We start from the raw sequence: 26,137 nt of genomic DNA on the forward strand, positions 1-26,137 counted from the left end.
GTGGCGGGTAGCGTCCGGCCACCAACTCAAGAAGGGGTGCGGCGATGGCGAGCTTGGCGGGGCGGGCGACGACATCGACACGGGACGTGTTCCCGCCGCTGCCCCGGGCGGTGGTGCAATCCTTCTACCGCCGGATGCGAGCCGTCGCCCCGGCCGCCGTGGGCGCCATCGAGCGCGACGGGTCGGGCGACGACGAGCGGGCCTTCGCCGACACCGCCTGCGGCCGGCTCGCCCGCTCACTCGACGACGCGGGCCTGCGGGCACTCGGCATGTGGACGCACCACTGGTGCATGCGCTTCTACGACGACGACACCCGGGTCGGCCGACGGCTGGTCCGGGAGATCGCCGGCCGACCGGGGCTGGGCTGGACGGCCGACGAGGTGCACTGGATGCTGCGCGAGTCGGCGGCGGCCGGCCCGGCCGCCGCCGAACGGTTCACCCTGCCCCGCGCCGCAGCCGAGCAACTGCCTCCGGCCGAGCGGCCGCTCATCGATCTGCCCCCGGAGCAACGGCCCGACGGTGAGCCCGCCGTTCGGGGGTGACCGGCGTACCGACGTCCCGGGCTTCGCGTGGGCGGGTGACCGTCCGGCGTAGGGCTGCGGCAGGATGGACGCTGGCCGCACCGACGGAAGGACCACCATGCCCGCCAGCGAACCGACCATCCTCGCCACCAGCATGGGCTTCTTCCGAGGCGATCGGGGCCCCGCCGACCTGCGCCCCGGGCCGGTCTTCGAGCTGGCGGCCGAGTTGGCCGAGGCCGGCGAGCAGCCGCGGATCTGCTACCTCGGGCAGGCCGTCGGGGACCAGCCCACCTCGCTGACCGCCGTCTACGGGGCATTTGCCGACACCCGTTTCCGGCTGTCGCACCTCGCCCTGTTTCCGATGCCGAACGTCGAGGACGTCCGCGCCCACCTGCTCGCCCAGGACGTGATCTGGGTCGGCGGCGGCAGCGTGGCCAACCTCGTCGCGGTCTGGCGGGTGCACGGGCTCGACGAGATCCTGCACGAGTGCTGGCAGGCCGGCGTGGTGCTGGCCGGGGTCTCCGCCGGGTCGATCTGCTGGCACCAGGGCGGTGCCACCGACAGCTTCGGCCCTCGGCTGCGCGGCTTCACCGCGGGACTGGGCTGGCTGCCGTACGGCAACGGCGTGCACTACGACAGCGAGGACCAGCGGCGACCGCTGATGCACGAGCTGGTCGGCGACGGGACGCTGCCGACCAGCCACTGCACCGACGACGGCGTCGGGCTGGTCTACCGGGGCACCCGCCTGGTCGAGGCGATCGCCGACCGCGAGGGCGTTTCGGCGTACGAGGTCAGCCGCGGCACGGACGGCAGCGTCCGGGAGGCGGTCATCGCCCCCCGCCTGCTCGGCTGACCGCGGGGCCGGTCAGACCCGGTCCTCGAACGCGGCGCAGACGATGGCCCGCACCTGCGGTCCCTCGATCACCCGCAGCAGCTCCCGGGCCAGCGTGATCTGGTGCTCCTCGCCGACCGAGCGTTCCATCGGGGTCAGCTCCACCCGCCACCGGAAGTAGAGGTAGTCGTCCTCGTCGGTGACGGCCAGTTCCGGGTCCGCGCCCTCGTTGGGGTTGATCTCCAACAGGTTGCCGCGGACGTGCACCGAGTCCCGTCGATGGGGCACCGCGTCGGGCAGCCCGGTGCGGATCCGGTCCAGCAGCTCCGCCGCCGTCAGCGGGCCGTCCACCATGATGAGGAACTGCAGCGTCGTCTGCACGTCTGCCACCCTGCCCGATGCGGACCGCTTAATCGAGCGGGCGGACCGGCAGAACCCGAGGCGCGTGGACCGGCCCGGTCAGTAACGGCGTAAGCTGGCCCGTCGTGAGTCTCAGCATCGGCATCGTCGGCCTGCCCAACGTCGGCAAGAGCACGCTGTTCAACGCGTTGACCAAGAACGACGTGCTGGCGGCGAACTACCCGTTCGCCACCATCGAGCCCAACGTCGGCGTGGTCGGGCTGCCCGACGAGCGGCTGGGCAAGCTGGCCGAGATCTTCTCGTCGCAGAAGGTGCTGCCGGCCCCGGTGTCGTTCGTCGACATCGCCGGCCTGGTCCGCGGCGCGTCGAAGGGGCAGGGCCGGGGCAACGCCTTCCTGGCCAACATCCGTGACGCCTCGGCGATCTGCCAGGTGGTGCGGGCCTTCTCCGACCCGAACGTGGTGCACGTCGACGGCAAGATCTCGCCGGCCGACGACATCGAGACGATCAACACCGAGCTGATCCTCGCCGACCTGCAGACCCTGGACAAGGCGCTGCCCCGGTTGGAGAAGGAGGCCAAGCTCCGCAAGGACCGGGCCGCCGCCGTCGCCGCCGCGAAGCAGGCCATCGAGGTGCTCGACGGCGGCACCACCCTGTACGCCGGGGCCGCCGCCGCCAAGATCGAGCTGGAGCACCTGCGCGAGCTGCACCTGCTCACCACCAAGCCGTTCCTGTACGTCTTCAACGTCGACGAGGCCGAGCTGGCCAACGCCGCGTTCCTCGACGAGCTGCGCGCTCTGGTCGCCCCCGCCGAGGCCGTCTTCATGGACGCCAAGATCGAGTCCGAGCTGGTGGACCTGCCCGAGGAGGAGGCCCGCGAGCTGCTGGAGTCGATCGGGCAGAACGAGCCCGGCCTGAACCAGCTCGTCCGGGTCGGCTTCCGTACCCTCGGGCTCCAGACGTACCTGACGGCCGGTCCGAAGGAAGCGCGCGCCTGGACGGTCCCGGTCGGCGCCACCGCGCCGGAGGCCGCGGGCGTCATCCACTCCGACTTCCAGCGTGGCTTCATCAAGGCCGAGGTGGTCTCGTACCACGACCTGGTCGAGACCGGCTCGATGTCCGCGGCCAAGGCGGCGGGCAAGGTCCGCATCGAAGGCAAGGAGTACGTCATGCAGGACGGCGACGTGGTGGAGTTCCGCTTCAACGTCTGAGTCCAGCCTGTTCTCGCAGGTCAGCCGGTTGAGTCGTTGCCCTGGGGCACATCGGGGGCACAACGCCACGCGTCATCGACGGCGCGGCGGGTGCGTTCTTCCGAGTGCTCCCCAGGCGTTCAGCGACCACGATGACCGACTCACCCTGCATCAGCGGTACCGAGGCGTGATGGTGCCGCAGGTCGTGACTCGTGGTGCCCTGTTGCCCCGGCACTGATCGGCGAGCAGGATCCGTTACAGGTAGTACGAGTCACTGAATGCCTTCTTACCGAAGTTGGCGCAGACGCGGACAGTGCGGGGAAGAACCGGCAGGACTGCCGGCGATGTCGCGCTTCAATTGACGTGTTACGGATCAGTTTCACTTGATCCGTAACACGTCCGGCTAGACGCACATTACGGTTGTGGGTTAGCTGCCGTGCTCGAACCACGGCGCGGCGCAAGCGTCACTTGGGTTGGTCGATTCGGCGCGATAGCGTACCGGCATGAACGAGGCGCCCGGGGACGACGAGTACGAGGCCGAGCCCAAGCCGTTGCGGGCCTTGCCGGAGGCGACCGTCGCGGGGGACTGGTCCATCCTCGTCGCCATTGCGGCCGCGGTCGCGGGTCTGCTCATTTGGCGTCGACGGAGCCGACGCGGCTAGAGGCGACGCGTCGTGGCGGTTTGGGCTTGCGGGCTTTGATCTGGCGACGCTTGTCGTGGTGGTGCGGGGCACCTCGGCCAGGAGTTGGTCGCCGTTGTTGGCGTGGAAGGTGGTGTCGGCGTCTTCAACGGTGACGGTTCGACCGGCGTGGCCGATGCCGACGTGGATCTTCTGACCGGCGATGACGAGGACGCCGCAGCTGCTGAGGCATCGTTCGACGCGCAGTGGCTGGGTTGCCGCCGGGGTGGATGGGGTCCAGCGGGCCGGGCGTCGCGGATGCGGGCCTGCTCGGTCACGCCAACTCCACCAGCACTCGGTGGAGTGTCACGCATCAAGTGAAGCCACCATGTAACGCATCATTCGGAGTCGGACACCGGACTGCCGCCCTCGCCCCTTGACCTCCATAGGAGCATCGGGATGGCGCAAGCGGTCTAGGGGCTGCCCGCCCGCATCCAGCTCATCGGCTCCCAGCGAGGTGGTCGCTTCCCGAACTCCTGCGGGCCGCGCTACGAACCGGATCTGGGATTGTGTGTGTTGTGAATGAGCTCGTGGAGCGGGTCGATGAGCAGGGCCGGGTTCTGGTGTTTCGGCGCGGTGAGGGCCTGTCCAGATTCCCGGGCTACTACGAGGTGAGCTTCGGCGGGGCCGTGGATGTCGGTGAGTCGTATCAGGCGGCCGCTGCTCGGGAGCTGGCCGAGGAGCTGGGCGTCGACGTGGCGGTGCGCTTCATGTTCAAATTCCTGTGTCAAGGCGAGATCGGCCCGTACTGGCTCGGTGTTCATGAGGCCGTCATCACCGGCGAGATAGATCCTGACCCCCAGGAGGTGGCCTGGCTCGGCTGGATGACAAAGGGCGAGCTGCGGCAAGCCGTCCAGCACCGGCGCTTCATCCCTGACGGGCAGGAAGCGTTCCGGCGCTATCTTGACTCGCAGTAACAACTTGAGCCAGGACGGCAGCGAGGCAGCGCCCGGGCACCGGAGCCGGGAACTGCCGCTGTCGGATGCCATTGTGCAGCCCGAGCTTGCGGTCAGGGCCTTCGATCCGGTTGCGGCGTCGTTCGCGCAGCGAGGAGTCTCCGGTCCCAGCAACGGCTGAGCGACTGTCCGCGCTCGTGGCCGCTGGGTGTTCAGTCGGGAACCGGCAACTGCGGTGGCAACTCCGGGTACTCACCGAGCCCGTATCGGAGCCGGTGGTTGAGGTCGTTGACCGCCTGCCGCAAGTCGCGTTCGCTGGCCTCAGGACCGAGCAGACCCAGCCGGACGAATCGTTCCCGCAGTCTGTCGGCCAGGTGCCGGGGCACTTCGCTGGCCATCAATTCGCCCTCCAGCTCCGCCAGGATCCCGACGAGCACAGCGAGGTCTCTGCTGTGCACCAGGTTTGGAGCCGTCCCGTCGAATGCCTCAGTCACCACCCGAGGTTGCGCCACCGCGAGGGCCAGGGCAAGTAGGCGACCGCGGGGCGTGTCCAGGCGCGCAGGAGGACGGATTGATCGGCGTTCCAGAGTTCGGCGACGACCGAGGGGTCTGACGCTGGACGGGTTCCGACGCGTCGCTGCGACGGCCGCGAAGGGGCCGGACCGGAGAGGCGGGAGAATCCGGTGTGACCTTCTGCTGCGAGATGATGCGCGACAAAGTCGAGGCCAAGTGCGACCAGCACGCCGACTCGTTCGACTGCCCGGATTGCCTGATCTACCACGACCCGGACCCGCGTGACGAACGCTACGTCCTGATCATCCATGACGGCGGCAGTTCGTACATCGCCATCCGCTACTGCCCCTGGTGCGGCACGTCGCTGCCCGGCGATGTCGATGACGAGGATGACACCACTGCGTGACGACGGGCGCAGCCAACCAGGTGCAGCAGCCGATATCCGCACCACCCGGATTACCCGTTCGGGATCGCCTGACGATGCGCCTGGCTTAGGCTCGCAAAAGTGAGTGGTACGGACGACCTGCTGCAGCGCAATGCCCGTTTCGCTGCTTCGGATGCCAAGGGTCGAGCGCCGAAGATCCCCTTCATCCCCAACCAGCAGCTCTACGTCATCACGTGTCTCGACCCGCGAGTCGACCCGGCCTTCATCTTCGGGCTGTCCTTCGGTGACGCCATCGTCGCCCGAACCCTGGGCGGCCGGGTGACTCCGGCCGTGATCCAGGACCTGGCGTGGATCAGTTACCTGCACGAGGTCAAGGCACTTGACGCCGACTGGTTCGATCTCGCTGTCGTGCAGCACACGGGCTGTGGCATCGGATTCGCCGATGCCGCGCTACGTAGGGGATTCGCCGAGCGAGGTGGTGATGACGCCGCCCTGGCTGACCTGGCAGTCTTCGATCCGACGGAGACCGTGCCCGGCGATGTCGACATGCTGCTCAACAGTCCGCTGGTATCACCCACAATCAAAATTTCGGGGTACGCGTACGACGTGGAGACTGGGCTGTTGACAACAGTTGTGCCCCCACGCAGCCGAGCTGGTGACTAGCTCAGGAAGTAGTCGGCTCTCCAACGCGCCTGCTCGGCGACGGAGAAGTTGGTGAAGTCGCCGGCTGCCTCGCATTCGAGCAGGTAGCGCAGCGCGTCCACCGCCTCCGCAGAGCCGTCGGCCTCCAGGTGTGCCTTGGTTGCGGCGAGCCCTGCTCCGCAGAGCAGTTGGATGTCGATCGAGCAGTGGGCGTCCATGCTCGACTCCTTGGCCTGCCAGATGGCGAGTACATCGCTCAGCCGCCCTGCGTTGAACAGCTGCAAGCAGCAAAGATTCATGAGCTCGGTGTCCTGGTCGTACTGATCGAGATCTGCCTGGGCCGCGAGAATCTCGCGGACCCGCGGTAAGTCGGCGGCCGATGGGCGAAAGCCGTAGCGACCGAGACTCTCATCAACGTTCACTGCGTAATTGTGCCAAGCCTCCACCGGCAGCAAGCCTGCTAACGCTGGTGCCCTGGTCCTGCTCGGCTTCGTGGCGGCGCTCGTCCCCTGAGGGACCAGCTTGCGCTACTGCTCGGCCCAGACGCCCAACTCGTTGCCGCTTGGGTCGGTGAAGTGGAACCGGCGGCCGCCGGGGAATTCGTACGGCCCCTTCAGCACCTGACCGCCCGCGTCCTTTACCGCCTGCACCGACTTGTCCAGATCGGCCGAGTAGAGCAGCACGAGCGGGCCACCGGCCCGGACTTCCTGGTCGAGGCGGAGGCCGCCCACCTCCGGTGCGGAGTCGCCGTGTGGGCTGCGGATACCGGCGTACCCCGGCCCGTAGTCGTTGAACTGCCAGCCGAACGCCTCGGCGTAGAAGCGCTTGGCCTGGTCGAGGTCGCTGACCGTGAGCTCGATGTAGTCGATGGCGTGGTGTCGGTGCGCGGATGACTCAGACATGCCCCGCATTCTGTACGCCGGGTCCGACACGGCGCGGTGGTTACGCGCCAAGCGGCTCTATGGCTGTGCGTCGCTGCCGGTACGCGGCACCGGCGGCGGCCAGGTCGGTGCCGGCGGCTCCGAAGGCTGCGCCTGAGCTTTGCGCCCCCTGGTATTCGCCTCTATCGACAGAGTTGCGTAGGCCGCGGCAAGCAGGGCGATCACGGTGGCAAGCCCGATCCACACCGCTGGGTGGTCGAGGCCTTCACGCCGGAACAGTTGGACGTACATGTAGATGATGATCACGGGCGGCGCGAAGCCCATGATGGCGATCTCCCCGCCCACAAGGACGGAGTAAATTGCCCGCGTCCGCTGCCCCATTCGGGTTAGTTGCGTCGGGACTTCACCGACGGCGAAGCCAGCAGGAGGGATCAACAAATAGTTGATGTTGGAGGAGTGGAACCCGGGAAAACGCTGGCGCGCAAGCTCGTGGAAGCATGTCTCGAGCAGCTTGGCCTCGCGGGCGAGCACCGTGACTCGAAGGAAGAGATAGGCCAGGAGCACCGGTAGGAGGAGCCGAAGCGGGTCCAGCTTGGCCAGCCTGATCCCACCGGCGGAGGCCTCGGAGATCAATTGCCTGTTCAGCAATTCGAAGGCCGCACCCGTCGCGAGGGTCCCGATCATGGCGCGGTTCATCAGGGAACTTACGCGGTTACGTGCGTCCAGGAGATGCCACAGCAGCTCCCGTGCCATCTCGGCATCGATCTCTTTGTCGGAGACAATTTTCCCGACGTAGTCTTCGACGTACGTCGGCTTCGGTTGTTGGTGCAACCCTCGACCGGTCACGGGATGAATTTATCCCAGCCGATCAAGTGGCTGTGGTGAGCTGATCACTCGCTCGACACCGTGGCCGGGTCGCTCACGGCCGGCACGCTACCCGGCCTGCGGCGCAGCAGCGCGAGACCGCCGGCGAGCAGGCCGAGGGCGACGGTCGCGCCACCGGAGAGCAGCAGCGTCGGGCGGGCGCCGAGGAGGCCGACCAGGGGGCCACCGAGCATGGTTCCCAAGGGCACCGCCAGCACGGTGATGGCGCCGTACGCGGCCAACACGGCGGGGAGTTGCGTGGTGGACGTGCCGCGCTGGATCAGTGCCATGGACGTCGCCCGGTAGGGCGCCCAGATCAGCCCCGCGAGGGCGAACGCCGGCAGTGACACGCCAATGGGTACGCCCAGGCCGAGGGGCAGCATGGCGACGCCGAACCCGATGACGATGCCGATGGTGGTGGTCCACAGCGGCCAGTGGCGGAGATGCCCGGTGACCAGGCCGCCGAGGACGCCGCCGATGCCGAAGGCGGTGTAGTAGGCGCCCAGCAGTGTCGCGGAGGCGTTCAGGTCGTCGACGATGTGGATTGGCATGGCCACGTACACCGGGCCGAAGATGAAGAAGAACCCGAGGCTCAGTCCCAGGAGGCCTAACAGGGCGGGGTCGCGACCAATGGCGGCGAACCCGGCGGTACGGGAGGCGGCGCGTTCGGTGCGGGCGGTTCCGATGGTGGTGGGCACCGCGAGGCGGTAGGTGACGGCCAGGACGGCGAAGGTCGCGGCGTCGATGGCGATGACCCAGACCGGGCCGGCCCCGCTGATCAGGATTCCCGCCAGTGGCGGACCGATGATGGTGGCGGACCCGCCGATGGTCATCAGCAGGGCGTTGGCCGGCAGATGGTGTCGCTGTGGCAGCAGTTCGACGATCAGGGTGAACCGCCCGGCGACACCCCACGAGTGCAGCAGGGCGGACGCGGCCAGCAGGGTCACGTACAACCCGATGGTGAGCACGTCGGCGAGGTAGGCGACCGGGATCGCCGCGAGCGCGGTGGCCCGCAGGATCGCGTCCCAGCCGGCGATCTGGGCGCCGCTGCGACCGGCCAGCAGCCGGCCGAAGACGATGGTCCCGGCCGCGCTGGGCAGGGTGTACGCGGCCACCGCGACCGCGATCCAGGTGCCGCGCTGACTGTGCGGTGCGAGTTGGATCGCGAGCCAGGTCACCGCGACCACGGCCATGCCGTCGCCCAGGGCGGACACCGCCAGCCCGGGCAGGACGCGTCGCAGCAGCGGATGGCTGACGACCGGCCAGTAGGGCGAGGAACGCGGGAAGCGGGCTGTGTCCGTTGACATGGTGCTAGCTGACCCGGCGGAGGTCCTCCGGATCAACAAAGGTCGCTACCAGCAGAATCAGCCCACGGCAGAAGACCAGGATTGCCGTGGCTACTTCAGCAGCGAGTTGAAGGTCGACCAGAACTTGTCGGGGTCGTAGCCCCGTTTGCGCAGCGGGCCGTCGAGGAAGGACCGCGAGTCGGCGACGAAGACCGGCTGGCTGACCAGGTCCTCGTAGAGTTGCACCGTCTTGTCCCGGCCACCGAGCCGCTCGGCCGCGACGAAGAACATGCCGCTGACCTGGTAGTTGAACGACCTCTGGTCGCTGTTGGCCGCGTAGAAGTTGTCGTTGCCCGGCAGCAGCCCGGCGGGCTTGAACTGCGCCCAGTTGCGGCCGACGAAGGCGCTGCGTTCCTTGAGGTTCTTGTGGGAGATGATCTCGACCCACTCTGCGAAGCCCTCGGCCACCCAGGTGGATGAGTTGAGAATGCCCTGCGGCGATGTCTCCAGGTAGGCGACCCTGGGCATCAGGTGGGGCGCGACGGCATGGGCCATCTCGTGCGCCAGGACCCGTTCGGCCGCCTCGACCGTCTTCAACCGGTCCATGTCCAGGACGATCCGCGAGCCCGCCATCGACCGCTCCGGTGGGCCGTCAAGTTTCGGCGGGATGACGACGGGGCTGCCCTTCTCGTCGACAATCTCCGGGTTGTAGACGTACCCGCTGGCGGTCTGTAGATCGCTGGTTGCCCCGAACCACTGGAGCTTCTGCTCGCTGGTGGCCAGTAGGACCAGGAAGCCCTTGGGTGCCTTGTGTCGACCCCAGATCCCGCGGACCAGCGCGTTCGCCCGGGCGGCCATGGCGGTGAAATTCGCCGGGTCCCACTTGCTGTCCTCGGGAGCCAGGATGGTGACCGACCCGGCGTACGCCACGCGTAGCGGAACGTTGTCCCACGGTGCGTTCTTGACCGGATTGCCGTAGGTCACCGCGGCTGCGTCGATCGGCTTCACCGACGCGATCGAGACCTTCCCGCCGGACAGCAGGAAGACGTAGTCGTAGTCCTGCAGGGTGAACTCAAGGTCTGCCTCGTAGCGCACCGCCGCGTGGATTCGGGCCTTGTGCAGGGTGGCGCCCTTGGCGAAGCCGGTCCCGGCAGGGTCGCCCACTTCGCTGACGGAGTTGACGGTCAGTGCGAACTGCTGCGGTCGCATCGCCCGCAGGTTGCGGAACCTCATCCGCTCAGCCGTGATCGACTCGGTCTGCGACGGATCGATCAACGACAACCACGCCTGTTCGTCGCCGGCCAGCAGGGCCTTGGACCGGTCCGCCGCGATCTGCTGCGACTGCTCCTGCCACTGGGTGAGGGACAGCTCGTGGCTGGACGGCTGGCCCCCACCCGGTGTGTCCTTCGGTACGCACGCAGCGAGGGCAAGCGTCGCCAGCACCACGATGACTGACCTGCGGATCCTCATCTGCGTCTCCCCTGACGTGTGAATCCTCGGCATCCTATGGATCCGCGGGGCCCACAAGGGACAGCCGAACGGCGGGGATCGATCTGCGGAAGGCCGGGGCGTCAGGAGATGTGGTGCAGGATGACGTTGTGCACGTGGTGGCTCTTCTGCGCGCCGCGGAACTCCACCTCGTAGGTGTGCGTGCCGACGTGGATGGCAATCGCGCCGGTGGAGAAGAACGCACCGCCCCAGGACTTGTTGCTGACCACGCTCACGCTGGTGATCTTCGAGTACGGGATGCTGGTGATCGCGTACCGCTTCCCGACGAACGAGCGGTCCTGGATGATCACGCGCCGATCGGTCAGCCCGATGAACCCGGTGCCGGTGCCGACGGCGTCGTAGACCGCGATGATCTGCTCACCGTCGAGGAGTCCACTCTCGATCTGCTGGACCTGCTCCTTGCGGTCGTACGCGATGTTCGCCATGCACCCCAGGCTAGGCAACCGGTGCCAGCCGCCGTGCCCCTCAGGACTCGGTGACCGTCCGGTAGACGTCCTCGATCCGGGCGGCCAGCAGGACCTCGCCCTCGGTCAGCGGCTCGTCGTTGCCGTGCCCGACCCGGATGAGGGTGCTGTCGGCCCGGCGGCTGATCTCGGGGCGCAGGTGCAGCGCGTCGGCGACCACCTTCACCCGTTCGGTCAGCGCCGCGTGTTGGGTATCGTCAATCACGAGAGTCCGTCGGATCTGCTCGCCTTCCCGCGTCCAACCCGAGAGCAAGGTCAACGCGTCGGAAAGGTAGTCGTGCTTGGCCCGGCTGTTGAACAGCACGCGCATCACCGCACCCCCCAAGCGCCGTTGCCGGCTTGTGGCCAAATCGTCGCCATCCCGTGTCTTGTCGGTGCCCTCTAGTCTCTCGCCGCATGGATTGGGTGTCCACGCCCACACTTCTGTGTTCTATTGACCTAGCGGTCGGCTACGGTACCCAAACCGCCGATTGATCTGGCACCCTGGACGCCCGTGCGGACCGAACGGGCGAATGGTGGCGGGCAGGCCGAACGACGGGACCTGAGGGTGATCGTCGGGGCGGCGATCATCCGGGACGGGCGGGTTCTCGCCTGTGCGCGTTCCGCTCCGCCGGAGGTGGCGGGCATGTGGGAGTTTCCCGGTGGCAAGGTCGAGCCGGGGGAGGCCGAGACCGACGCGCTGGTCCGGGAGTGCGCCGAGGAACTGGCTGTACGCGTGGAGATCGGCGACCGGGTCGGCCGCAACGTACGGATGGCCCACGGCCGTTCGGTGCTCAAGGTCTACGCCGCCCGCCTGCTGCACGACGACGAGCCGCAGGCGCTGGAGCACTCGGAGCTGCGCTGGCTCACGGCAGCCGAGCTGAACTCGGTCACCTGGCTCCCCGCCGACGCCCCGATCGTCGCAGCCCTCCGCCCCCTACTAGCTCCCTGACCTCGGCTCCTCAGCCCTGGCTCCCGTTGATCACAAAGTTATTGCGGTGTCACCCGGCGTGTCGCAGCAAGAACTTCATGATCGACGGGGCGGGCAGGGGTGGGGCGGGGGAAAAGAGGGACGGGGGCTCCGGCTTTGCCGGGCCCCCGTCTCGGTGGTCGTGCTCAGTGCTTGTTGTCCTGATCCGGATGGGCGAAGTTCAGGTGCTCCGGAGGCAGCGGGAAGGTCACGTCGTCACCGAACGGCGACGGCGCGGCGGCCCGGTCGAAGGTGAGCTCGGTCAGCGGCAGCTTGCCCCGGTCGTCGACCGCGGGCGCGGTCGGGTGGGGCACCTCCCGGTGCCAGTTGACGCCGCTCTGCGCCTGCGCCTCGGCGCGCGGGTCGTGCGAGCCGCCCGCGTGCGAGTGCACCCCACCCCTGGCCGCGCCCGGCGACGTCGCCGAGCCCTGACGGGCGGTGGTCACGCTGGTCTGGGGCGTCTCGCCCCGACGGAAGATCTTGCTACCAAGCCACACAAGGGGATCGTACCTGCGGTCGACGACCCGTTCCTTCATGGGGATGATCCCGTTATCAGTGATCTTGATGTGCTCGGGGCAGACCTCGGTGCAGCACTTGGTGATGTTGCAGAATCCGAGGCCCTGTTCGGCCTGTGCGTACTCCTTGCGGTCGGTCCGGGCGTCCAACGGGTGCATGTCCAGCTCGGCGGCCCGGATGAAGTACCGCGGCCCGGAGAACGCCTGCTTGTTCTCCTCGTGGTCGCGGACCACGTGGCAGACGTTCTGGCACAGGAAGCACTCGATGCACTTGCGGAACTCCTGCGAGCGCTCGACGTCGACCTGCTGCATCCGGTAGTCGCCCGGCGCCACGTCCGCCGGTGGGGCGAACGCGGGGGTCTCCCGGGCCTTCTCGTAGTTGAACGAGACGTCGGTGACCAGGTCCCGGATCACCGGGAAGGTACGCAGCGGGGTGACCGTCACGGTCTCCTCGTCGTCGAACGTCGACATCCGGGTCATGCAGCCCAGCCGCGGCTTGCCGTTGATCTCCATCGAGCAGGAGCCGCACTTGCCGGCCTTGCAGTTCCACCGGCAGGCCAGATCGGGCGCGTCGGTGGCCTGCAGCCGGTGGATGATGTCGAGGACGACCTCGCCCTCGTTCACCTCGACCATGTAGTCCTGCAGGTCGCCGCCGGTCTCGTCGCCCCGCCAGATCCGGAACTGACGCTTCACGCTCATCGGTTGTCCGCCTCTCCAGCGTCGGCGACGAGGCCGTCGAAGTCGGTGAGCTCCTCGTCGGTGAGGTACTTGGCCAGCTCCGCACGGTCGAAGAGGCTGATCAGCTCGGGCCGCATCTTCGGCAGCGGCTTGCGGTCCAGCCGTACGGTGTCGCCGTCCAGCGAGCAGACCAGGTTGACCTGCCGCCACGCCGGCTCCATGGCCGGATAGTCCTCCCGGGTGTGCCCGCCGCGCGACTCCTGCCGCTCCAGCGCCGCCTTCGCGGTGCACTCCGACACGACCAGCATGTTGCGCAGGTCCAGTGCCAGATGCCAGCCCGGGTTGTAGCGCCGGCCGCCGGCCGCGCTCACCTTGGCCACCCGCTCACGCAGCTCGGCCAGCCTGATCAGCGCGTCCGCAAGCTCACCCTCCCGCCGGATGATGCCGACCAGATCCCCCATCACCGCCTGCAGGTCCTGCTGCAGGGTGTACGGGCTCTCGCCGGTGTCCCGCTGCAGCGGGGCCAGCGCGGTCTCCACCGCGGCCTCGACCGCGTCCACGGCCACCTTCGGCCGGGCGGCCAGAGCGTCGGCGTAGCTGGCCGCGTGGCCGCCCGCCCGCTTGCCGAAGACCAGCAGGTCGGACAGCGAGTTGCCGCCCAGCCGGTTCGAGCCGTGCATGCCGCCGGAGACCTCACCGGCGGCGAACAGCCCACGGACATGGCCGAAGGCGGCACCGGAGTCCGGGTCCACCTCGACGCCGCCCATCACGTAGTGGCAGGTCGGCCCGACCTCCATCGGCTCGCTCGTGATGTCGACGTCGGCCAGCTCCTTGAACTGGTGGTACATCGAGGGCAGCCGCCGGCGGATCTCGTCTGACGAGCGCCGGCTGGCGATGTCCAGGAAGACACCGCCGGCGGGGGAGCCCCGACCGGCCTTGACCTCACTGTTGATCGCGCGGGCCACCTCGTCGCGGGGCAGCAGCTCCGGCGGGCGCCGGTTGTTGTCCGGGTCGGTGTACCAGCGGTCCGCCTCATCCTCGGTCTCCGCGTACTGCTTGCGGAAGACGTCGGGGACGTAGTCGAACATGAACCGCTTGCCCTCGGAGTTCTTCAGTACGCCGCCGTCGCCGCGGACCGACTCGGTGACCAGGATGCCCTTCACCGAGGGCGGCCAGACCATGCCGGTCGGGTGGAACTGGAGGAACTCCATGTTGATCAGCGTCGCCCCGGCGCGCAGCGCCAACGCGTGCCCGTCCCCGGTGTACTCCCAGGAGTTCGAGGTGACCTTGTAGGAGCGTCCGACGCCGCCGGTGGCCAGCACCACGGCCGGCGCCTCGAAGAGGACGAAGTCCCCGGACTCCCGGTAGTAGCCGAACGCGCCGGCGACCCGGTCGCCGTCGAGCAGCAGCTCGGTGATGGTCGTCTCGGCGAACACCTTGATCCGGGCGTCGTACGAGCCGAACTCCCGCTGATCCTCCTGCTGGAGCGAGACGATCTTCTGCTGGAGGGTGCGGATCAGCTCCAGGCCGGTTCGGTCACCCACGTGCGCCAGGCGGGGGTACTCGTGACCGCCGAAGTTGCGCTGGGAGATCTTGCCGTCCTCGGTGCGGTCGAAGAGCGCGCCGTACGTCTCCAGCTCCCAGATCCGCTGCGGCGACTCCTTCGCGTGCAGCTCGGCCATCCGTAAGTTGTTGAGGAACTTGCCGCCGCGCATGGTGTCGCGGAAGTGCACCTGCCAGTTGTCCCGGCTGTTCACGTTGCCCATCGCGGCGGCGGCGCCGCCCTCGGCCATCACCGTGTGCGCCTTGCCGAAGAGCGACTTGGAGATGATCGCGGTCTTCTTGCCGGCGAGCCGGGCCTCGATCGCCGCGCGCAGGCCGGCGCCGCCGGCCCCGATCACGACGACGTCGTAGTGGTGTCGTTCGATTCGCGTGGTAGTGGTCATGTCGGGGGCCCTTTAGTTGATGAACCGCAGGTCGGGGAACCAGTCCGCGGCGATCGCCATGACGTAGAAGTCGGTCAGCGCGAGGGTGCCGAGGGTGATCCAGGCGAGCTGCATGTGCCGGACGTTCAACGCCGAGACGAAGGTCCAGGCCCGGTAGCGCACCGGGTGCTTGGAGAAGTGCTTGAGCCGGCCGCCGATGATGTGCCGGCAGGAGTGGCAGGAGATCGTGTACGCCCAGAGCGCCACCACGTTGACCAGCAGGATGATGTTGCCCAGGCCGAAGCCGAAGCCCTCCGGCGAGTGGAAGGCGATGATCGCGTCCCAGGTGTTGATCAGCGAGATGATCGCGGCGGCGTAGAAGAAGTAGCGGTGCAGGTTCTGGCCGAGCAGCGGAAACCGGGTCTCGCCGCTGTACTCGGCGTGACCGTCCGGCACGGCGCAGGCCGGCGGGGACAGCCAGAACGACCGGTAGTACGCCTTGCGGTAGTAGTAGCAGGTGAGCCGGAACAGCAGCAGGAACGGCAGGGTCAGCGCGGCGTCCGGGATGATCCACCAGCCGGGCAGGAACGAGCCGAAGTGCGAGGAACCCTCGACGCACCGCTCGGTGACGCAGGGCGAGTAGAACGGGGTCAGGTAGTGGAACTCGTCCACCCAGTACCACTTGTGCATGAAGACCCGGACCGTCGCGTACGCGACCCAGGCGCTGAGCCCGATGACGGTGATCAGGGGGGCGAACCACCAGCGGTCGGTACGCAACGTCTTCGCCGCGATGGCGGCGCGCGCCCGCGCTCCCCGCGGCCTCGTTGCCGTTGATGTCATTCGAGTCGTCTCCTCGACGGGCCCGTACGGGCGGGCTTGTCTATCTCCGGTCGGCACGCGGACCGGCGAACCCGCACCCGCTGCCACGTCATGCGCACACCAACAACCACGCCGGATCGACCGACGCAGCTAAGTGACACACGTTACGCCGATCTTTGCGAGCCGTCCGCGCAAGGGAGTGTCCCGTGTGTCCGGCCTGCGGAGAAGCCCTGGCACGCCGATCGATGACGGGTCGTTAAGAACGTCACTGCCCTCAGCCGGACGCGCCCCCGGTGAAGTGCCAGGACGCCAGCCGTACGGGTGGCGCCGCCCACCAGGCACCGTCCACCCGGTCCGGTTGGCGTACCGGCTGCGCGCCCAGCCCGAGCACCGCACCCGGCCCGAGCGCCCGCGGGTACGACTCGGTGAACCGCAGGTCGCGAACCGCCCTCACGACCGTGCCGTCCTCGATCAACCAGACGCCGTTGCGGGTCAGCCCGGTGACGACCAGGCTCTTCGGATCGAGCACCCGGGTGTACCAGAGGTCGGTGACCAGTAGCCCTCGGCGTACTCCGGCGACCAGCGCCGCGGTGTCCGGGTCGACCACCGCACCGGCCGCCGTGCCGGTGGTGCTGCGGCCCACCGCGCTGGCCGGGCCGGCTGCCGCACCCGAGAGGCGGACGTTGCGGGCCATCGGGCCCCAGGTGGCACCGCCGGCGATCGCGTGCCCGGTGGACTCCACACCCGCCTCGACGGCGGTCCGGCGGTCGTGTGCCACCGCCCGGGTGGTGCCCGCCTCGACGAGGGTCAGCGCCCGCCGGCCGGTGCCCTCGGCGTCGAACGGCAGCCCGGAGGCACCCAGCGGATCGTCCACCAGGGTCACCGTCTCGTCGAACTGGGCCGCACCCGGCTCGGCGAACGACTGCCGCTCGGCGTACCGCTTGCCGTTGAAGCCGTACCAGGCGAGGTTCTGCAACAGGTCCGCCACCGCGGCCGGCTCGAACACCACCTCGTAGCGGCCCGGCGGCAGCTCGACCGGGTCGGCCGCCGCCTGGGCCTTGGCCGCCGCGTGCGCGCCCAACTCGGCGCCGTCGACGTCGGCCAGCCGGTCGGCGCAGCGACGAGCCACCCCGTCGGCGCCGTCGCGCCGGGCGATGCCGTCCATCGCCGCCTCCGCGGAGCGGCCGTACGAGGTGTGCCCTGCCGAGTTGGCGTACGCCGACGAGCGGTGCGCGGTGCGGCAGTAGCCGGCGGTGCTGAGGCCCCCTGCGGCGGCCACGAACGCGCGGACCCGGTCGGCCCGCTGATCCGGATCGGCGTACGCGGTGGTCTCGTCCACGGGCGGGGCGACCGGTGTGGGCGCGGGTGCGGCCAGCCCCGGCCAGCCCGGGTCGGGCGGGCAGAGCCGCGCCGCGGCCAGGGTGCGTTCGACCAGCGCGTGCAGCCCTTCGGTGGTGATCACGCTGCCGCTGCCGGCGGCGGTACGCCCGTCGACGTGCAGCCGCAGCCGTACCCCGACGGTCGACTCGGCGACGTTCTGGTGGATGGACGAGTTGGCGAACCGGGTCAGCGCCAGGTCCGCCCGGGTCACCACCGCCTCGGCCTGCGTGGCCGGCCCGCCGAGCCGCCGTACCAGTTCGATGACCTGCCCGGCCAGCTCCACCTCGCTCGGCCCGGTCATGCCGACACACCCACTCGGACGTTGCGGAAGCGGGCCGGCGCGGCCGGATGGCCGGTGTGCCCGGTCTGGCCCGGCTGGCCCTTGCCGCAGTTCGGCGTGCCCCAGGACACCGTCTCGTCGGAGAGCATGTCCATCGAGCGCCAGAAGAGCGGGCCGATCCCCGTGTAGGTGGGGTTGCGCAGCATCCGCCCCCGCCGGCCCTTCTTGATCTCCCAGCCGACCTCGCAGCCGAACTGGAAGTTCAGGCGCTTGTCGTCGATCGACCAGGATCGGTTGAGGTCCATCAGCACCCCGTCGTCGGTGGCCGCGATGATCTCCTCCAGGGTGTGCGGGCCGGGTTCCAGGCCGACGTTGGTCATCCGCACCATCGGCAACCGGGCCCACCCGTCAGCCCGTACGCTGCCGCCGTAGTCGAGGCTGGCCATGGCCGCCGAGTCCCGGCCGGCGAGCACGCCCACCCACCGCCCGTCGCGGACCGCGTCCCGCTTGACCGCCGGGGAGCCCTCGTCGTCGAAGCCGAAGCTGCCCAGCGCGCCGGGGATGGTCGGGTCGATGGTGATGTTCATCAGCTCCGAGCCGTAGCGCAGCGAGCCGAGCTGGGCCAGGTCCAGCCAGGACGTGCCGGCGAACGCGGCCTCCCAGCCGAGGATCCGGTCCAGCTCGATGGCGTGCCCGACCGACTCGTGGATCTGGAGCGCCATCTGCTCGCCGCCGAGGATCAGATCGGTCTCGCCGGCCGGGCAGGGCGGCGCGGTGAGCAGCGCCCGGGACTCCTCGGCGATCTGCGCGGCGTGCGCGGCCAGGTCCAGCGACTCGACCAGTTCCCAACCGGTGGTGCCGTACTGGCCCCGATAGCTGGGCCAGGACCGGCGCTGCGTCTCGCCGTCGCCGATCGAGGTCGCCGAGATGCCGCCGCCGCACTCGCGGATCCGCTGGTCGATCCGGTGGCCGTCACTGGAGACGAACCACTTCGCGGTGTCCCAGATCTGGTACAGGCCCTCGGCCAGGTCGGCGCCGTGCTCGGCCATCGTGCGGGTCGCGCCGACCAGCAGGTCGCCCTTGGTCGACAGTGGCACCCCGAGCGGGTCGATCTGGCAGCCGGAGGCCCAGCTCGCGGTCACCGCCTCGACCGGCACCAGGTCGACCGATGGGCCGGGCACCCGTGCGCTCGCCATGGCGGTCCGCGCGGCACGCTGGCCGGCGTCGCGGGCGGCGGCGTCCGAGAGATCGGGTACGGCGTGAAAGCCCCAACTGGATCCGACCAGTGCCCGGACGCCGAGCCCGATGCTCTCGTCCTGGGTCAGCTCCTCCACGTCGCCGTTGCGCGCGGTCATCGACTCGTAGCGGCGGTGCATCACCCGGGCGTCTGCGTACCGGGCGCCCGCGTCGAGGGCGGCCTGCACAGCGGCGGTGGCGGCATCGAACTCGGTCATGGACCGACCCTAGGCCAGCCCACCGTCACGCGTCAGGTGACGAGATCCTCCGGCCGGATCGTGGCCCGCACCGGCTCGGTCAGCTCCAACACCTCGCCGCGCTTGGTCGTCGCCGTCTCCACGTAGTGACCGCCTTGGCGCCGGTAGAGGCGCATCTCGCCGGTCCCCTGCTCCACCAGCAGGTACCAACCGATCCCGGCGGCGGCGTAGTAGTGCATCTTGAGCACCTTGTCGGTGGACGCGTTGCTTGGCGAGATGATCTCGCACACCAGTCGCACGTCGGCGGCCTCGATGGTGAGCTCGTCGAGATCGATCGGGTTGGTGACGACGAGATCGGGGATCGGTATCCGACCCGGCCGGAGCCGGACGTTCACCGCCTCCAGTAGTTCGAGGCCGGCAGGCTCAGCTGCTGCTTCAAGGATGTTGCCGAGCTTTCGGGAGACCCGTTGGTGGCGGGGAGTGGGTCCTGGGGTCACGTGGAGGCTCCAGTCGAAGAGTTCGACGCGATCCTGCGTCTCGCCGAGGGCGAGGAACTCCTCTTCCGTCCACGGGCCTTCGTGGTCGAACACTGCCGCGGTCATCGTCACCTCCACCTCGTGCCGCTGGGATCCTCTGCTGGTTGCCCTTTCCATGGTCGCACCTGACGTGCGATCGCGAGATGAATGGCCGTGGATGGCGAGGTGAGGGTATCCAGGGCCGATGCCGACTCGTTACGCTCGGGCCCGCTGACACGTACCGACTTTGTAGCTTATTTTCACCCTCAGGACTTTCCTGTAAGTTCTCTTCGTCACTGAGGGAGGTGGCCGTGGACAGCTCGGATTCGACGCCGTCCGGGGAACCGGAGGACCGTCCCACCGTGCCGGCGCAGCGCTCCGACTCGGACGCTTACCTGCGGGTGAGTGATCTGCGGGTCCGTTTCGACACCGAGGACGGCGTGGTACGCGCGGTCGACGGGGTGTCGTTCGCCGTCGAGCGGGGTCGCACGCTCGGCATCGTCGGTGAGTCCGGCTCGGGCAAGAGCGTCACCTCGCTCGCGATCCTCGGCCTGCACGACGCCAAGCGGACCACCGTCACCGGTGAGATCTCCGTCGGTGGCCGGCAGTTGGTCGGCCTCCCCGACGAGGAGGTACGCCGGCTGCGCGGCCGGGACATGGCGATGATCTTCCAGGATCCACTGTCGGCGCTGCACCCCTACTACACGGTGGGGCGGCAGATCGCCGAGGCGTACCGGGTGCACCACCCCAAGGTGGGCCGGCGGGAGGCCCGCCACCGTGCGGTGGACATGTTGGACCGGGTCGGCATCCCGCAGCCGGCGCGCCGCTTCGACCAGTACCCGCACGAGTTCTCCGGCGGCATGCGCCAGCGGGTGATGATCGCCATGGCGCTGGTCAACGACCCGGCCCTGCTGATCGCCGACGAGCCGACCACCGCGCTGGACGTCACCGTGCAGGCGCAGATCCTGGATCTGCTGGCCGACCTCCAGGCCGAGTTCCACTCCGCGATCATCCTGATCACCCACGACCTCGGCGTGGTCGGCCAGGTCGCCGACGAGGTGCTGGTGATGTACGGCGGACGGGCCGTCGAGCACGGCAGCGTCGAGCAGGTGCTCCGCCAGCCGCAGCACCCGTACACCTGGGGGTTGCTCTCCAGCGTGCCGTCGCTGCACGGCGACGCGGAGGCGGACCTGTTGCCGATCCGGGGCAACCCGCCGAGCCTGATCAACCTGCCGTCCGGCTGCGCCTTCCATCCGCGCTGCCGGTACGCGGACCGCAACGGCGACCGGTCCCGCACCGAGGTGCCCGAGCTGCGCCCGGCCGGCTCAGCCGGCGAGACCGGCTCAGCCGGCGAGACCGGCTCAGCCGGCGCGGACGGCCACCTGGTCGCCTGTCATCTCGCCGCCGACGAGCGCGCCGCGCTCTACGCCGAGGACATCGCATCCGTGGGGGTGGCCCGATGACCGCTGAGCCGCTGCTGCGGGTCCGTGGATTGACCAAGCATTTTTCGGTACGCCAGGGCCTGCGTTCCACGGGTCTGGTGCGGGCCGTGGACGGGCTGGACTTCGACGTGCGCCCGGGCGAGACGCTCGGCCTGGTGGGGGAGTCGGGCTGCGGCAAGACCACCACCGGCCGGATGCTGGTGCGGCTGTTGGAGCCGACCGCCGGCAGCATCGAGTTCGACGGGCGGGACATCACCCACGCCGGCCGGCGCGAGCTGCGCCCGCTGCGCCAGGACCTCCAGATCATCTTCCAGGACCCGTACGCCTCGCTGAACCCCCGGCACACGGTCGGTCGGATCGTGGCGATGCCGTTGCAGGTCAACGGGATCAAGCCGCCGGGCGGGATCAAGGCCCGGGTGCAGGAGCTGCTGGAGCTGGTCGGGTTGAATCCGGAGCACTACAACCGGTACCCGCACGAGTTCTCCGGCGGCCAGCGCCAGCGCATCGGCATCGCCCGCGCGCTGGCCCTGCGACCCAAGCTGATCGTCGCCGACGAGCCGGTCTCGGCGCTGGACGTCTCGATCCAGGCGCAGGTGGTCAACCTTCTACGTGACCTGCAACGGGACCTCGGCCTGGCGTTCGTGTTCATCGCCCACGACCTGGCCGTGGTGCGGCACTTCTGCCAACGGGTCGCGGTGATGTACCTGGGCCGGATCGTGGAGATCGGTGACCGGGCGGACATCTACGAGCGCCCGCAGCATCCGTACACCCGGGCGTTGCTCTCGGCGATCCCGGACGTCACCCAGCTCGGCCCGGGCGGTCGGATCCGGCTCGCCGGCGACGTGCCCACCCCGCTCGACCCGCCGTCGGGTTGCCGGTTCCGCACCCGGTGCTGGAAGGCGCAGGACATCTGCGCCACCGAGGAGCCGGCACTGGTGCCGCGGGACGGTGGCAACCAGGCCACCGCGTGTCACTTCCCCGAAGGGGAAGCGGCCAGCGTGAGCCCGGAACGAGGCTCCGACCCGGAGGCGGCCAGCGCGAGCCCCGCCGGGGCGATCATCGAGGAGGTGTCGTCGTGAGCCTGTCCCCGGTGGAGGGTGTGGCGCTGGCCGAGATCGAGTCCGGCTCGGACGTGGCCGGCCCCGAGACGAAGGGCGTCGTCGGCCGCTCGCCCGGCCAGCTCGCCTGGCTGCGGCTGCGCCGCGACCGGACGGCCATGGTCAGCGGCGTACTGCTGGTCTCCTTCCTGCTGTTGGGTTTGTCCGCGCCGCTGATCGAGATGGTCTACGGCATCGGTCCGCGGGAGCAGTTCCAGAACCTGCTGGACGGCTTCGGCATGCCGCTGGGCTACGCCGGTGGCGTCACCGGGGACCACTGGTTCGGCCTGGAGCCGGGGCTGGGCCGGGACATCTTCATCCGGCTGATCTACGGGTTGCGGACCTCGCTGTTCATCGCGTTCGCGGCTGCCCTGATCACCGCGACGATCGGCATCGTGCTCGGTGCGCTCGCCGGCTACCTCGGCGGCTGGCTCGACGCGGTGATCAACTGGATCACCGACCTGACCCTGGCCATGCCGTTCCTGATCATCGCATTGGCGCTCACCCCCACCGCGACGCTGCGCTTCTATGGCGAGCGGGGGCAGGTGTCGGCGGCCTTCGGGGTGGGCGTGCTGATCGCGGTCTTCGCGATCTTCGGCTGGACCAGCACGGCCCGGCTGGTACGCGGGCAGGTGATCGCACTGCGCGAGCGGGAGTTCGTGGAGGCGGCCAAGGCCAGCGGCGCGGGGCTGGGCCACATGCTCTTCCGGCAACTGCTGCCGAACATCTGGGCACCGATCCTGGTGTCGTTCTCGCTGGCGGTGCCGCAGTTCATCACCAGCGAGGCCGCGCTCTCGTTCATCGGCGTCGGTCTCAGCGACGAGACCCCGAGCTTCGGCCGGATGATCTACGACAGTCTGGACTACCTCCAGACCGACCCGGCGTACGTCTTCTTCCCGGGCATCATGATCTTCGCGCTGGTGTTCGCCTTCAACCTCTTCGGCGACGCGTTGCGTGACGCGCTCGACCCGAAGTCGTCCCGGTAGGGGGTTCGCCATGGCGCGATTTCTGATCAAGCGGCTCTTCTCCGCCACGCTGACGCTCTTCGCGGTGAGCGTGCTGACCTTCCTGATGTTCTTCGCCCTGCCCCGTGACCCGGTCACCGGCATGTGCCCAAAGAACTGCAACCCGGAGCGGTTGGAGCGGGTCCGCACCGAGTTGGGCCTGAACGACCCGCTGATCAGCCAGTACGCCGGCTACATGAAGGGCATCGTCGCCGGCCGGGACCTGGGCAGCGCCCAGGGTGGCCGGTGTGACGCGCCCTGCCTGGGCTGGTCGTACGTCACCAACGAGGCGGTCTCGGACACCATCGGCCGGGTGCTGCCGGTGACGCTGAGCATCGTGATCCCGGCGGCCGTTCTCTGGCTGCTGCTCGGGGTGGGGCTGGGCATGGTCTCCGCGCTGCGCCGGGGCACCTGGCTGGACCGGGCGGCCATCGGCTTCTCGCTGACCGGCGCCTCGCTGCAGCTCTACTTCGTGGGCGCGGTGCTGCTGCTGGTGTTCGTCTACAACCTGCGGTTGCTGCCGGTGCCGAGCTACACCTCGATCTTCGACAATCCGGCGAAGTGGGCCAGCGGGCTGGTGCTCGCCTGGGTGGCGCTGGCCTTCCTCTTCTCGGCCATCTACGCCCGACTGTCCCGGGCCCAAATGCTGGAGACGCTGTCCGAGGACTTCGTCCGTACCGCGCGGGCCAAGGGCCTGACCAAACCAAAGGTGTACGGGCGGCACGCGCTGCGCGCGGCGATCACCCCGGTGGTGACCATCGCCGGCCTGGACGTCGGCGGGGCGCTCGGCGGCACGGTGATCACCGAGACCACCTTCGGCATCCAGGGGCTCGGGCGGACCGCGGTGGACGCGGTGCGCTCCGGCGACCTGCCCACCATCATGGCCACCGTGCTCATCGCGGCCGTCTTCGTGGTGTTGGCGAACGTGCTGGTCGACCTGCTCTACGCGGCCATCGACCCGCGGGTCCGGCTGCGTTGAACCGCCCCGCACGGTCCGGGTGTCCAGCACCCGGACCGCGGTGAAATTTATCGACAACTGTTACACAACTCGTAGGTTTTCTTCCTTACGATCCTCGGGACGTCGGCGGTTCTCGCCCGACGGACCGCACGGCACATTGGTGAAGGAGGTACTTCATGCGACCACGCGTGGCGGCCGCCGCAGGCGGCGCGATCGCACTGGTTGTTGCACTGGGTGCGTGCTCGAAGAACACGGGCGAGGGCACCACGGTGGACAGCGGGCGGCAGCAGACCGGGGTCATCGCGACCGACCCCAAGGAATCGCAGGGTCCGGCCGCCGAGGTGAGTGGCGCCCAGAAGGGCGGCACCTTCACCGTCATCCGGGAGACGCCGATCTCCCACCTGGACCCGCAGCGGACGTACTCGTTCGCCGGCCTGATGGCCAACCCGCTCTGGTCCCGCTACCTGACCACCTGGAAGGACGACGGCAAGGGCGGCCTGGTCCTCGTCGGCGACCTGGCCGAGACCCCGGGCACCAACGTCAACAAGGACTGCAAGGTCTGGGAATTCAAGATCAAGGACGGGGTGAAGTTCGAGGACGGCCGTCCGATCACCTCCAAGGAGATCGCGTACGGCATCGCCCGGTCCTTCGACCCGGACCTGTCCGGCGGCCCCACCTACATCCAGGAGTGGCTGGCCGACACCGCGCAGTTCGACACCAAGTGGGACTTCAAGAAGAACAAGACGTCGCTGCCGCCCGGCCTGACCACGCCGGACCCCAAGACGCTGCGCTTCGAGTTCGCCAAGCCCCGTTGTGACCTGCCGTTCGCGGTCTCGCTGCCGACCACCGCGCCGCTGCCTCCGGACAAGGACACCGGCGTCAACCTGGACCAGCAGCCGTTCTCGTCGGGCCCCTACAAGATCGCCAAGAACCAGACCGGCGTGCAGCTCACCCTGGACCGCAACCCCAACTGGGACCCGGCCACCGACGCGGTGCGCCACCAGTACCCGGACCAGTTCGTCTGGAGCTTCGGCCCGACCGCCGACGCCGCCGCCAACCGGGTGATCGCCGACAACGGCGCCGACCAGAGCGCGCTGGCCTGGAACTACGTGCCGGCCTCGCTGGTCGCCAAGGTGGCGGGGGACGCGGCGCTGAAGTCCCGCACCATCCTCTCCCCGACGCCGAGCACCAACGAGCTCGTGATCAACAACCAGCGGGTCACCGACCTGAAGGTCCGCCAGGCGCTCAACTACGCCATCGACCGCGAGGGTCTGATCAAGGCGATGGGTGGCCAGACCATCGCCGCCCCGCTGACCACGCTCATGCCGCCGGCCACGATCGGCTTCAAGGCGTACGACGCGTACCCGGCGGGTGCCAACGGCAACGTCGACAAGGCCAAGGAACTGCTTGGCGGCAAGACGCCGGAGCTGGTCCTCGGCGTCGCCGACAACTCGACCGAGCAGCAGCAGGGCGCCCAGCTCAAGGCCAACCTGGAGCGGGCCGGCTTCAAGATCACGGTCCGCAACATCCCGGACGACGCCAAGCTCGACGAGGTCAAGAAGAAGGACAACCCCTGGGACCTCTACATCGGTAACTGGGCGGCGGACTGGCCGAGCGGGGCGTCGATCCTGCCGGTGCTCTACGACGGCCGCACCATCAAGGCCGAGGGCAACAGCAACAGCGCGTACTTCAACGACCCGGCGATCAACGCCGAGATCGACCGAATCCTCGCGCTGGAGCCGGCCGCTCAGGGGCCGGAGTGGGCCAAGCTCGACGAGCGGATCATGAAGGAGCAGGCCCCGGTGGTGCCGCTCTTCGTCGATGTCGCGTACGCCGTGCACGGGTCCAAGGCCGGTGGAGTCTTCATCTCCAGCGTCTTCGGCTACCCGTCGTTCGTGAACGCGCACGTCAAGCCGTAAGTCACACCGCAGGCAGGCAAGGGTCCTCTCCCGACAGCGCCGTCGGGAGGGGACCCTTGTCGTTTCCGCTCGGCTCACCCTGGGTCGGTTGGTTGGTCGAACACGTCGGCGAGGTCGTCCCATTCGCGCCAGGTCCGAGGACTGACCGGGCCGAGCACGGCTGCCGGGCGACCGGCGATAGTCATCGTCACGCGTTCGCC

Annotated in this window: 28 protein-coding genes; 13 read left to right on the top strand and 15 right to left on the bottom strand. The window is 69.0% G+C overall.

The features are described from left to right. Positions 1-44 precede the first annotated feature (44 nt). Positions 45-542, top strand: coding sequence for a hypothetical protein (locus tag ACFQGL_RS01960; protein WP_377504325.1), 498 nt, complete (start codon positions 45-47; stop codon positions 540-542). A 97-nt stretch (positions 543-639) separates the two neighbouring features. Next, positions 640-1,374 (top strand): Type 1 glutamine amidotransferase-like domain-containing protein, encoded by a 735-nt coding sequence (locus tag ACFQGL_RS01965; protein WP_377504327.1) that lies wholly within the window; start codon positions 640-642, stop codon positions 1,372-1,374. 12 nt (positions 1,375-1,386) lie between these two features. On the opposite strand, the gene ACFQGL_RS01970 is transcribed toward ACFQGL_RS01965, so the two are convergent. Beyond that, positions 1,387-1,734: a hypothetical protein gene (locus tag ACFQGL_RS01970; protein ID WP_377504329.1), complete on the bottom strand. Its 348-nt coding sequence runs from the start codon at positions 1,732-1,734 to the stop codon at positions 1,387-1,389. Between the two features lie 104 nt (positions 1,735-1,838). Here ACFQGL_RS01970 and ychF point away from each other — a divergent pair, with 104 nt between their 5' ends. From ychF to ACFQGL_RS01985, 3 genes are all read left to right on the top strand, one after another. Then, positions 1,839-2,924 (top strand): redox-regulated ATPase YchF, encoded by a 1,086-nt coding sequence (gene ychF, locus ACFQGL_RS01975; protein ID WP_377504331.1) that lies wholly within the window; start codon positions 1,839-1,841, stop codon positions 2,922-2,924. Positions 2,925-3,406: 482 nt separating this feature from the next. After that, entirely contained in the window at positions 3,407-3,565 is a 159-nt protein-coding gene (locus ACFQGL_RS01980; RefSeq protein WP_377504333.1) for a hypothetical protein, read from the top strand. 536 nt (positions 3,566-4,101) lie between these two features. Then, the gene (locus tag ACFQGL_RS01985) at positions 4,102-4,500 is read left to right on the top strand and encodes an NUDIX domain-containing protein (RefSeq protein ID WP_377504335.1); all 399 of its coding nucleotides are present in this window, start codon (positions 4,102-4,104) and stop codon (positions 4,498-4,500) included. Positions 4,501-4,691: 191 nt separating this feature from the next. On the opposite strand, the gene ACFQGL_RS01990 is transcribed toward ACFQGL_RS01985, so the two are convergent. After that, positions 4,692-4,973: a hypothetical protein gene (locus tag ACFQGL_RS01990; protein ID WP_377504337.1), complete on the bottom strand. Its 282-nt coding sequence runs from the start codon at positions 4,971-4,973 to the stop codon at positions 4,692-4,694. A gap of 191 nt (positions 4,974-5,164) precedes the next feature. Here ACFQGL_RS01990 and ACFQGL_RS01995 point away from each other — a divergent pair, with 191 nt between their 5' ends. Continuing rightward, positions 5,165-5,398 carry a DUF6980 family protein gene (locus ACFQGL_RS01995; protein ID WP_377504339.1) on the top strand — a complete coding sequence of 78 codons (234 nt, stop codon included), beginning with the start codon at positions 5,165-5,167 and terminating at the stop codon, positions 5,396-5,398. Positions 5,399-5,497: 99 nt separating this feature from the next. Then, a complete protein-coding gene (locus tag ACFQGL_RS02000; RefSeq protein ID WP_377504341.1) occupies positions 5,498-6,040 on the top strand; it encodes a carbonic anhydrase in 543 nt (180 codons plus the stop codon). On the opposite strand, the gene ACFQGL_RS02005 is transcribed toward ACFQGL_RS02000, so the two are convergent. The 7 genes from ACFQGL_RS02005 to ACFQGL_RS02035 all read right to left on the bottom strand — a co-directional run bounded on the left by ACFQGL_RS02005 (position 6,037) and on the right by ACFQGL_RS02035 (position 11,333). Continuing rightward, a complete protein-coding gene (locus ACFQGL_RS02005; protein ID WP_377504343.1) occupies positions 6,037-6,441 on the bottom strand; it encodes a hypothetical protein in 405 nt (134 codons plus the stop codon). The two genes, ACFQGL_RS02000 and ACFQGL_RS02005, sit on opposite strands and share 4 nt — an antisense overlap. 105 nt (positions 6,442-6,546) lie before the next feature. Beyond that, the gene (locus ACFQGL_RS02010; protein ID WP_377504345.1) at positions 6,547-6,921 is read right to left on the bottom strand and encodes a VOC family protein; all 375 of its coding nucleotides are present in this window, start codon (positions 6,919-6,921) and stop codon (positions 6,547-6,549) included. Between the two features lie 57 nt (positions 6,922-6,978). Further along, entirely contained in the window at positions 6,979-7,746 is a 768-nt protein-coding gene (locus tag ACFQGL_RS02015) for a hypothetical protein (RefSeq protein ID WP_377504347.1), read from the bottom strand. 44 nt (positions 7,747-7,790) lie between these two features. After that, positions 7,791-9,071, bottom strand: coding sequence for an MFS transporter (locus ACFQGL_RS02020; protein ID WP_377504349.1), 1,281 nt, complete (start codon positions 9,069-9,071; stop codon positions 7,791-7,793). A 90-nt stretch (positions 9,072-9,161) separates the two neighbouring features. Beyond that, positions 9,162-10,520 (bottom strand): hypothetical protein, encoded by a 1,359-nt coding sequence (locus tag ACFQGL_RS02025; protein WP_377504351.1) that lies wholly within the window; start codon positions 10,518-10,520, stop codon positions 9,162-9,164. A gap of 101 nt (positions 10,521-10,621) precedes the next feature. Then, on the bottom strand, positions 10,622-10,984 hold the full coding sequence (locus tag ACFQGL_RS02030) for a PH domain-containing protein (RefSeq protein ID WP_334630195.1): 363 nt from the start codon (positions 10,982-10,984) through the stop codon (positions 10,622-10,624). Positions 10,985-11,024: 40 nt separating this feature from the next. Next, the gene (locus ACFQGL_RS02035; protein ID WP_377504353.1) at positions 11,025-11,333 is read right to left on the bottom strand and encodes a 4a-hydroxytetrahydrobiopterin dehydratase; all 309 of its coding nucleotides are present in this window, start codon (positions 11,331-11,333) and stop codon (positions 11,025-11,027) included. A gap of 183 nt (positions 11,334-11,516) precedes the next feature. Here ACFQGL_RS02035 and ACFQGL_RS02040 point away from each other — a divergent pair, with 183 nt between their 5' ends. After that, a complete protein-coding gene (locus ACFQGL_RS02040; RefSeq protein WP_377504355.1) occupies positions 11,517-11,954 on the top strand; it encodes a (deoxy)nucleoside triphosphate pyrophosphohydrolase in 438 nt (145 codons plus the stop codon). 164 nt (positions 11,955-12,118) lie between these two features. On the opposite strand, the gene ACFQGL_RS02045 is transcribed toward ACFQGL_RS02040, so the two are convergent. From ACFQGL_RS02045 to ACFQGL_RS02070, 6 genes are all read right to left on the bottom strand, one after another. Next, positions 12,119-13,186, bottom strand: a complete 1,068-nt coding sequence (locus ACFQGL_RS02045) for a succinate dehydrogenase/fumarate reductase iron-sulfur subunit (protein WP_377504357.1) — start codon at positions 13,184-13,186, stop codon at positions 12,119-12,121. After that, the gene (locus ACFQGL_RS02050; protein ID WP_377504359.1) at positions 13,183-15,111 is read right to left on the bottom strand and encodes a fumarate reductase/succinate dehydrogenase flavoprotein subunit; all 1,929 of its coding nucleotides are present in this window, start codon (positions 15,109-15,111) and stop codon (positions 13,183-13,185) included. Before ACFQGL_RS02050 ends, ACFQGL_RS02045 begins: the two co-directional genes overlap by 4 nt. Positions 15,112-15,123: 12 nt before the next feature. Further along, on the bottom strand, positions 15,124-15,930 hold the full coding sequence (locus ACFQGL_RS02055) for a hypothetical protein (RefSeq protein ID WP_377504361.1): 807 nt from the start codon (positions 15,928-15,930) through the stop codon (positions 15,124-15,126). A gap of 253 nt (positions 15,931-16,183) precedes the next feature. Beyond that, positions 16,184-17,590: a TldD/PmbA family protein gene (locus ACFQGL_RS02060; protein ID WP_377504363.1), complete on the bottom strand. Its 1,407-nt coding sequence runs from the start codon at positions 17,588-17,590 to the stop codon at positions 16,184-16,186. Next, the gene (locus ACFQGL_RS02065; protein WP_377504365.1) at positions 17,587-19,023 is read right to left on the bottom strand and encodes a TldD/PmbA family protein; all 1,437 of its coding nucleotides are present in this window, start codon (positions 19,021-19,023) and stop codon (positions 17,587-17,589) included. The genes ACFQGL_RS02060 and ACFQGL_RS02065 overlap by 4 nt, the downstream gene beginning before the upstream one ends. 32 nt (positions 19,024-19,055) lie before the next feature. Further along, a complete protein-coding gene (locus ACFQGL_RS02070; RefSeq protein ID WP_377504367.1) occupies positions 19,056-19,604 on the bottom strand; it encodes a Uma2 family endonuclease in 549 nt (182 codons plus the stop codon). Positions 19,605-19,879: 275 nt separating this feature from the next. On the opposite strand from ACFQGL_RS02070, the gene ACFQGL_RS02075 reads away from it, so the two are divergent. From ACFQGL_RS02075 to ACFQGL_RS02095, 5 genes are all read left to right on the top strand, one after another. Further along, the gene (locus tag ACFQGL_RS02075) at positions 19,880-20,980 is read left to right on the top strand and encodes an ABC transporter ATP-binding protein (protein ID WP_377504686.1); all 1,101 of its coding nucleotides are present in this window, start codon (positions 19,880-19,882) and stop codon (positions 20,978-20,980) included. Continuing rightward, a complete protein-coding gene (locus ACFQGL_RS02080; RefSeq protein WP_377504369.1) occupies positions 20,977-22,038 on the top strand; it encodes an ABC transporter ATP-binding protein in 1,062 nt (353 codons plus the stop codon). Before ACFQGL_RS02075 ends, ACFQGL_RS02080 begins: the two co-directional genes overlap by 4 nt. Continuing rightward, positions 22,035-23,042, top strand: coding sequence for an ABC transporter permease (locus ACFQGL_RS02085; RefSeq protein WP_377504371.1), 1,008 nt, complete (start codon positions 22,035-22,037; stop codon positions 23,040-23,042). Before ACFQGL_RS02080 ends, ACFQGL_RS02085 begins: the two co-directional genes overlap by 4 nt. 10 nt (positions 23,043-23,052) lie before the next feature. Further along, a complete protein-coding gene (locus tag ACFQGL_RS02090) occupies positions 23,053-24,039 on the top strand; it encodes an ABC transporter permease (protein WP_377504373.1) in 987 nt (328 codons plus the stop codon). Positions 24,040-24,194: 155 nt separating this feature from the next. Further along, positions 24,195-25,937 carry an ABC transporter substrate-binding protein gene (locus ACFQGL_RS02095; RefSeq protein WP_377504375.1) on the top strand — a complete coding sequence of 581 codons (1,743 nt, stop codon included), beginning with the start codon at positions 24,195-24,197 and terminating at the stop codon, positions 25,935-25,937. Positions 25,938-26,137: the final 200 nt, after the last annotated feature.

It is taken from the genome of Micromonospora vulcania (genome assembly GCF_042658605.1).
Lineage (GTDB): Bacteria > Actinomycetota > Actinomycetes > Mycobacteriales > Micromonosporaceae > Micromonospora > Micromonospora vulcania.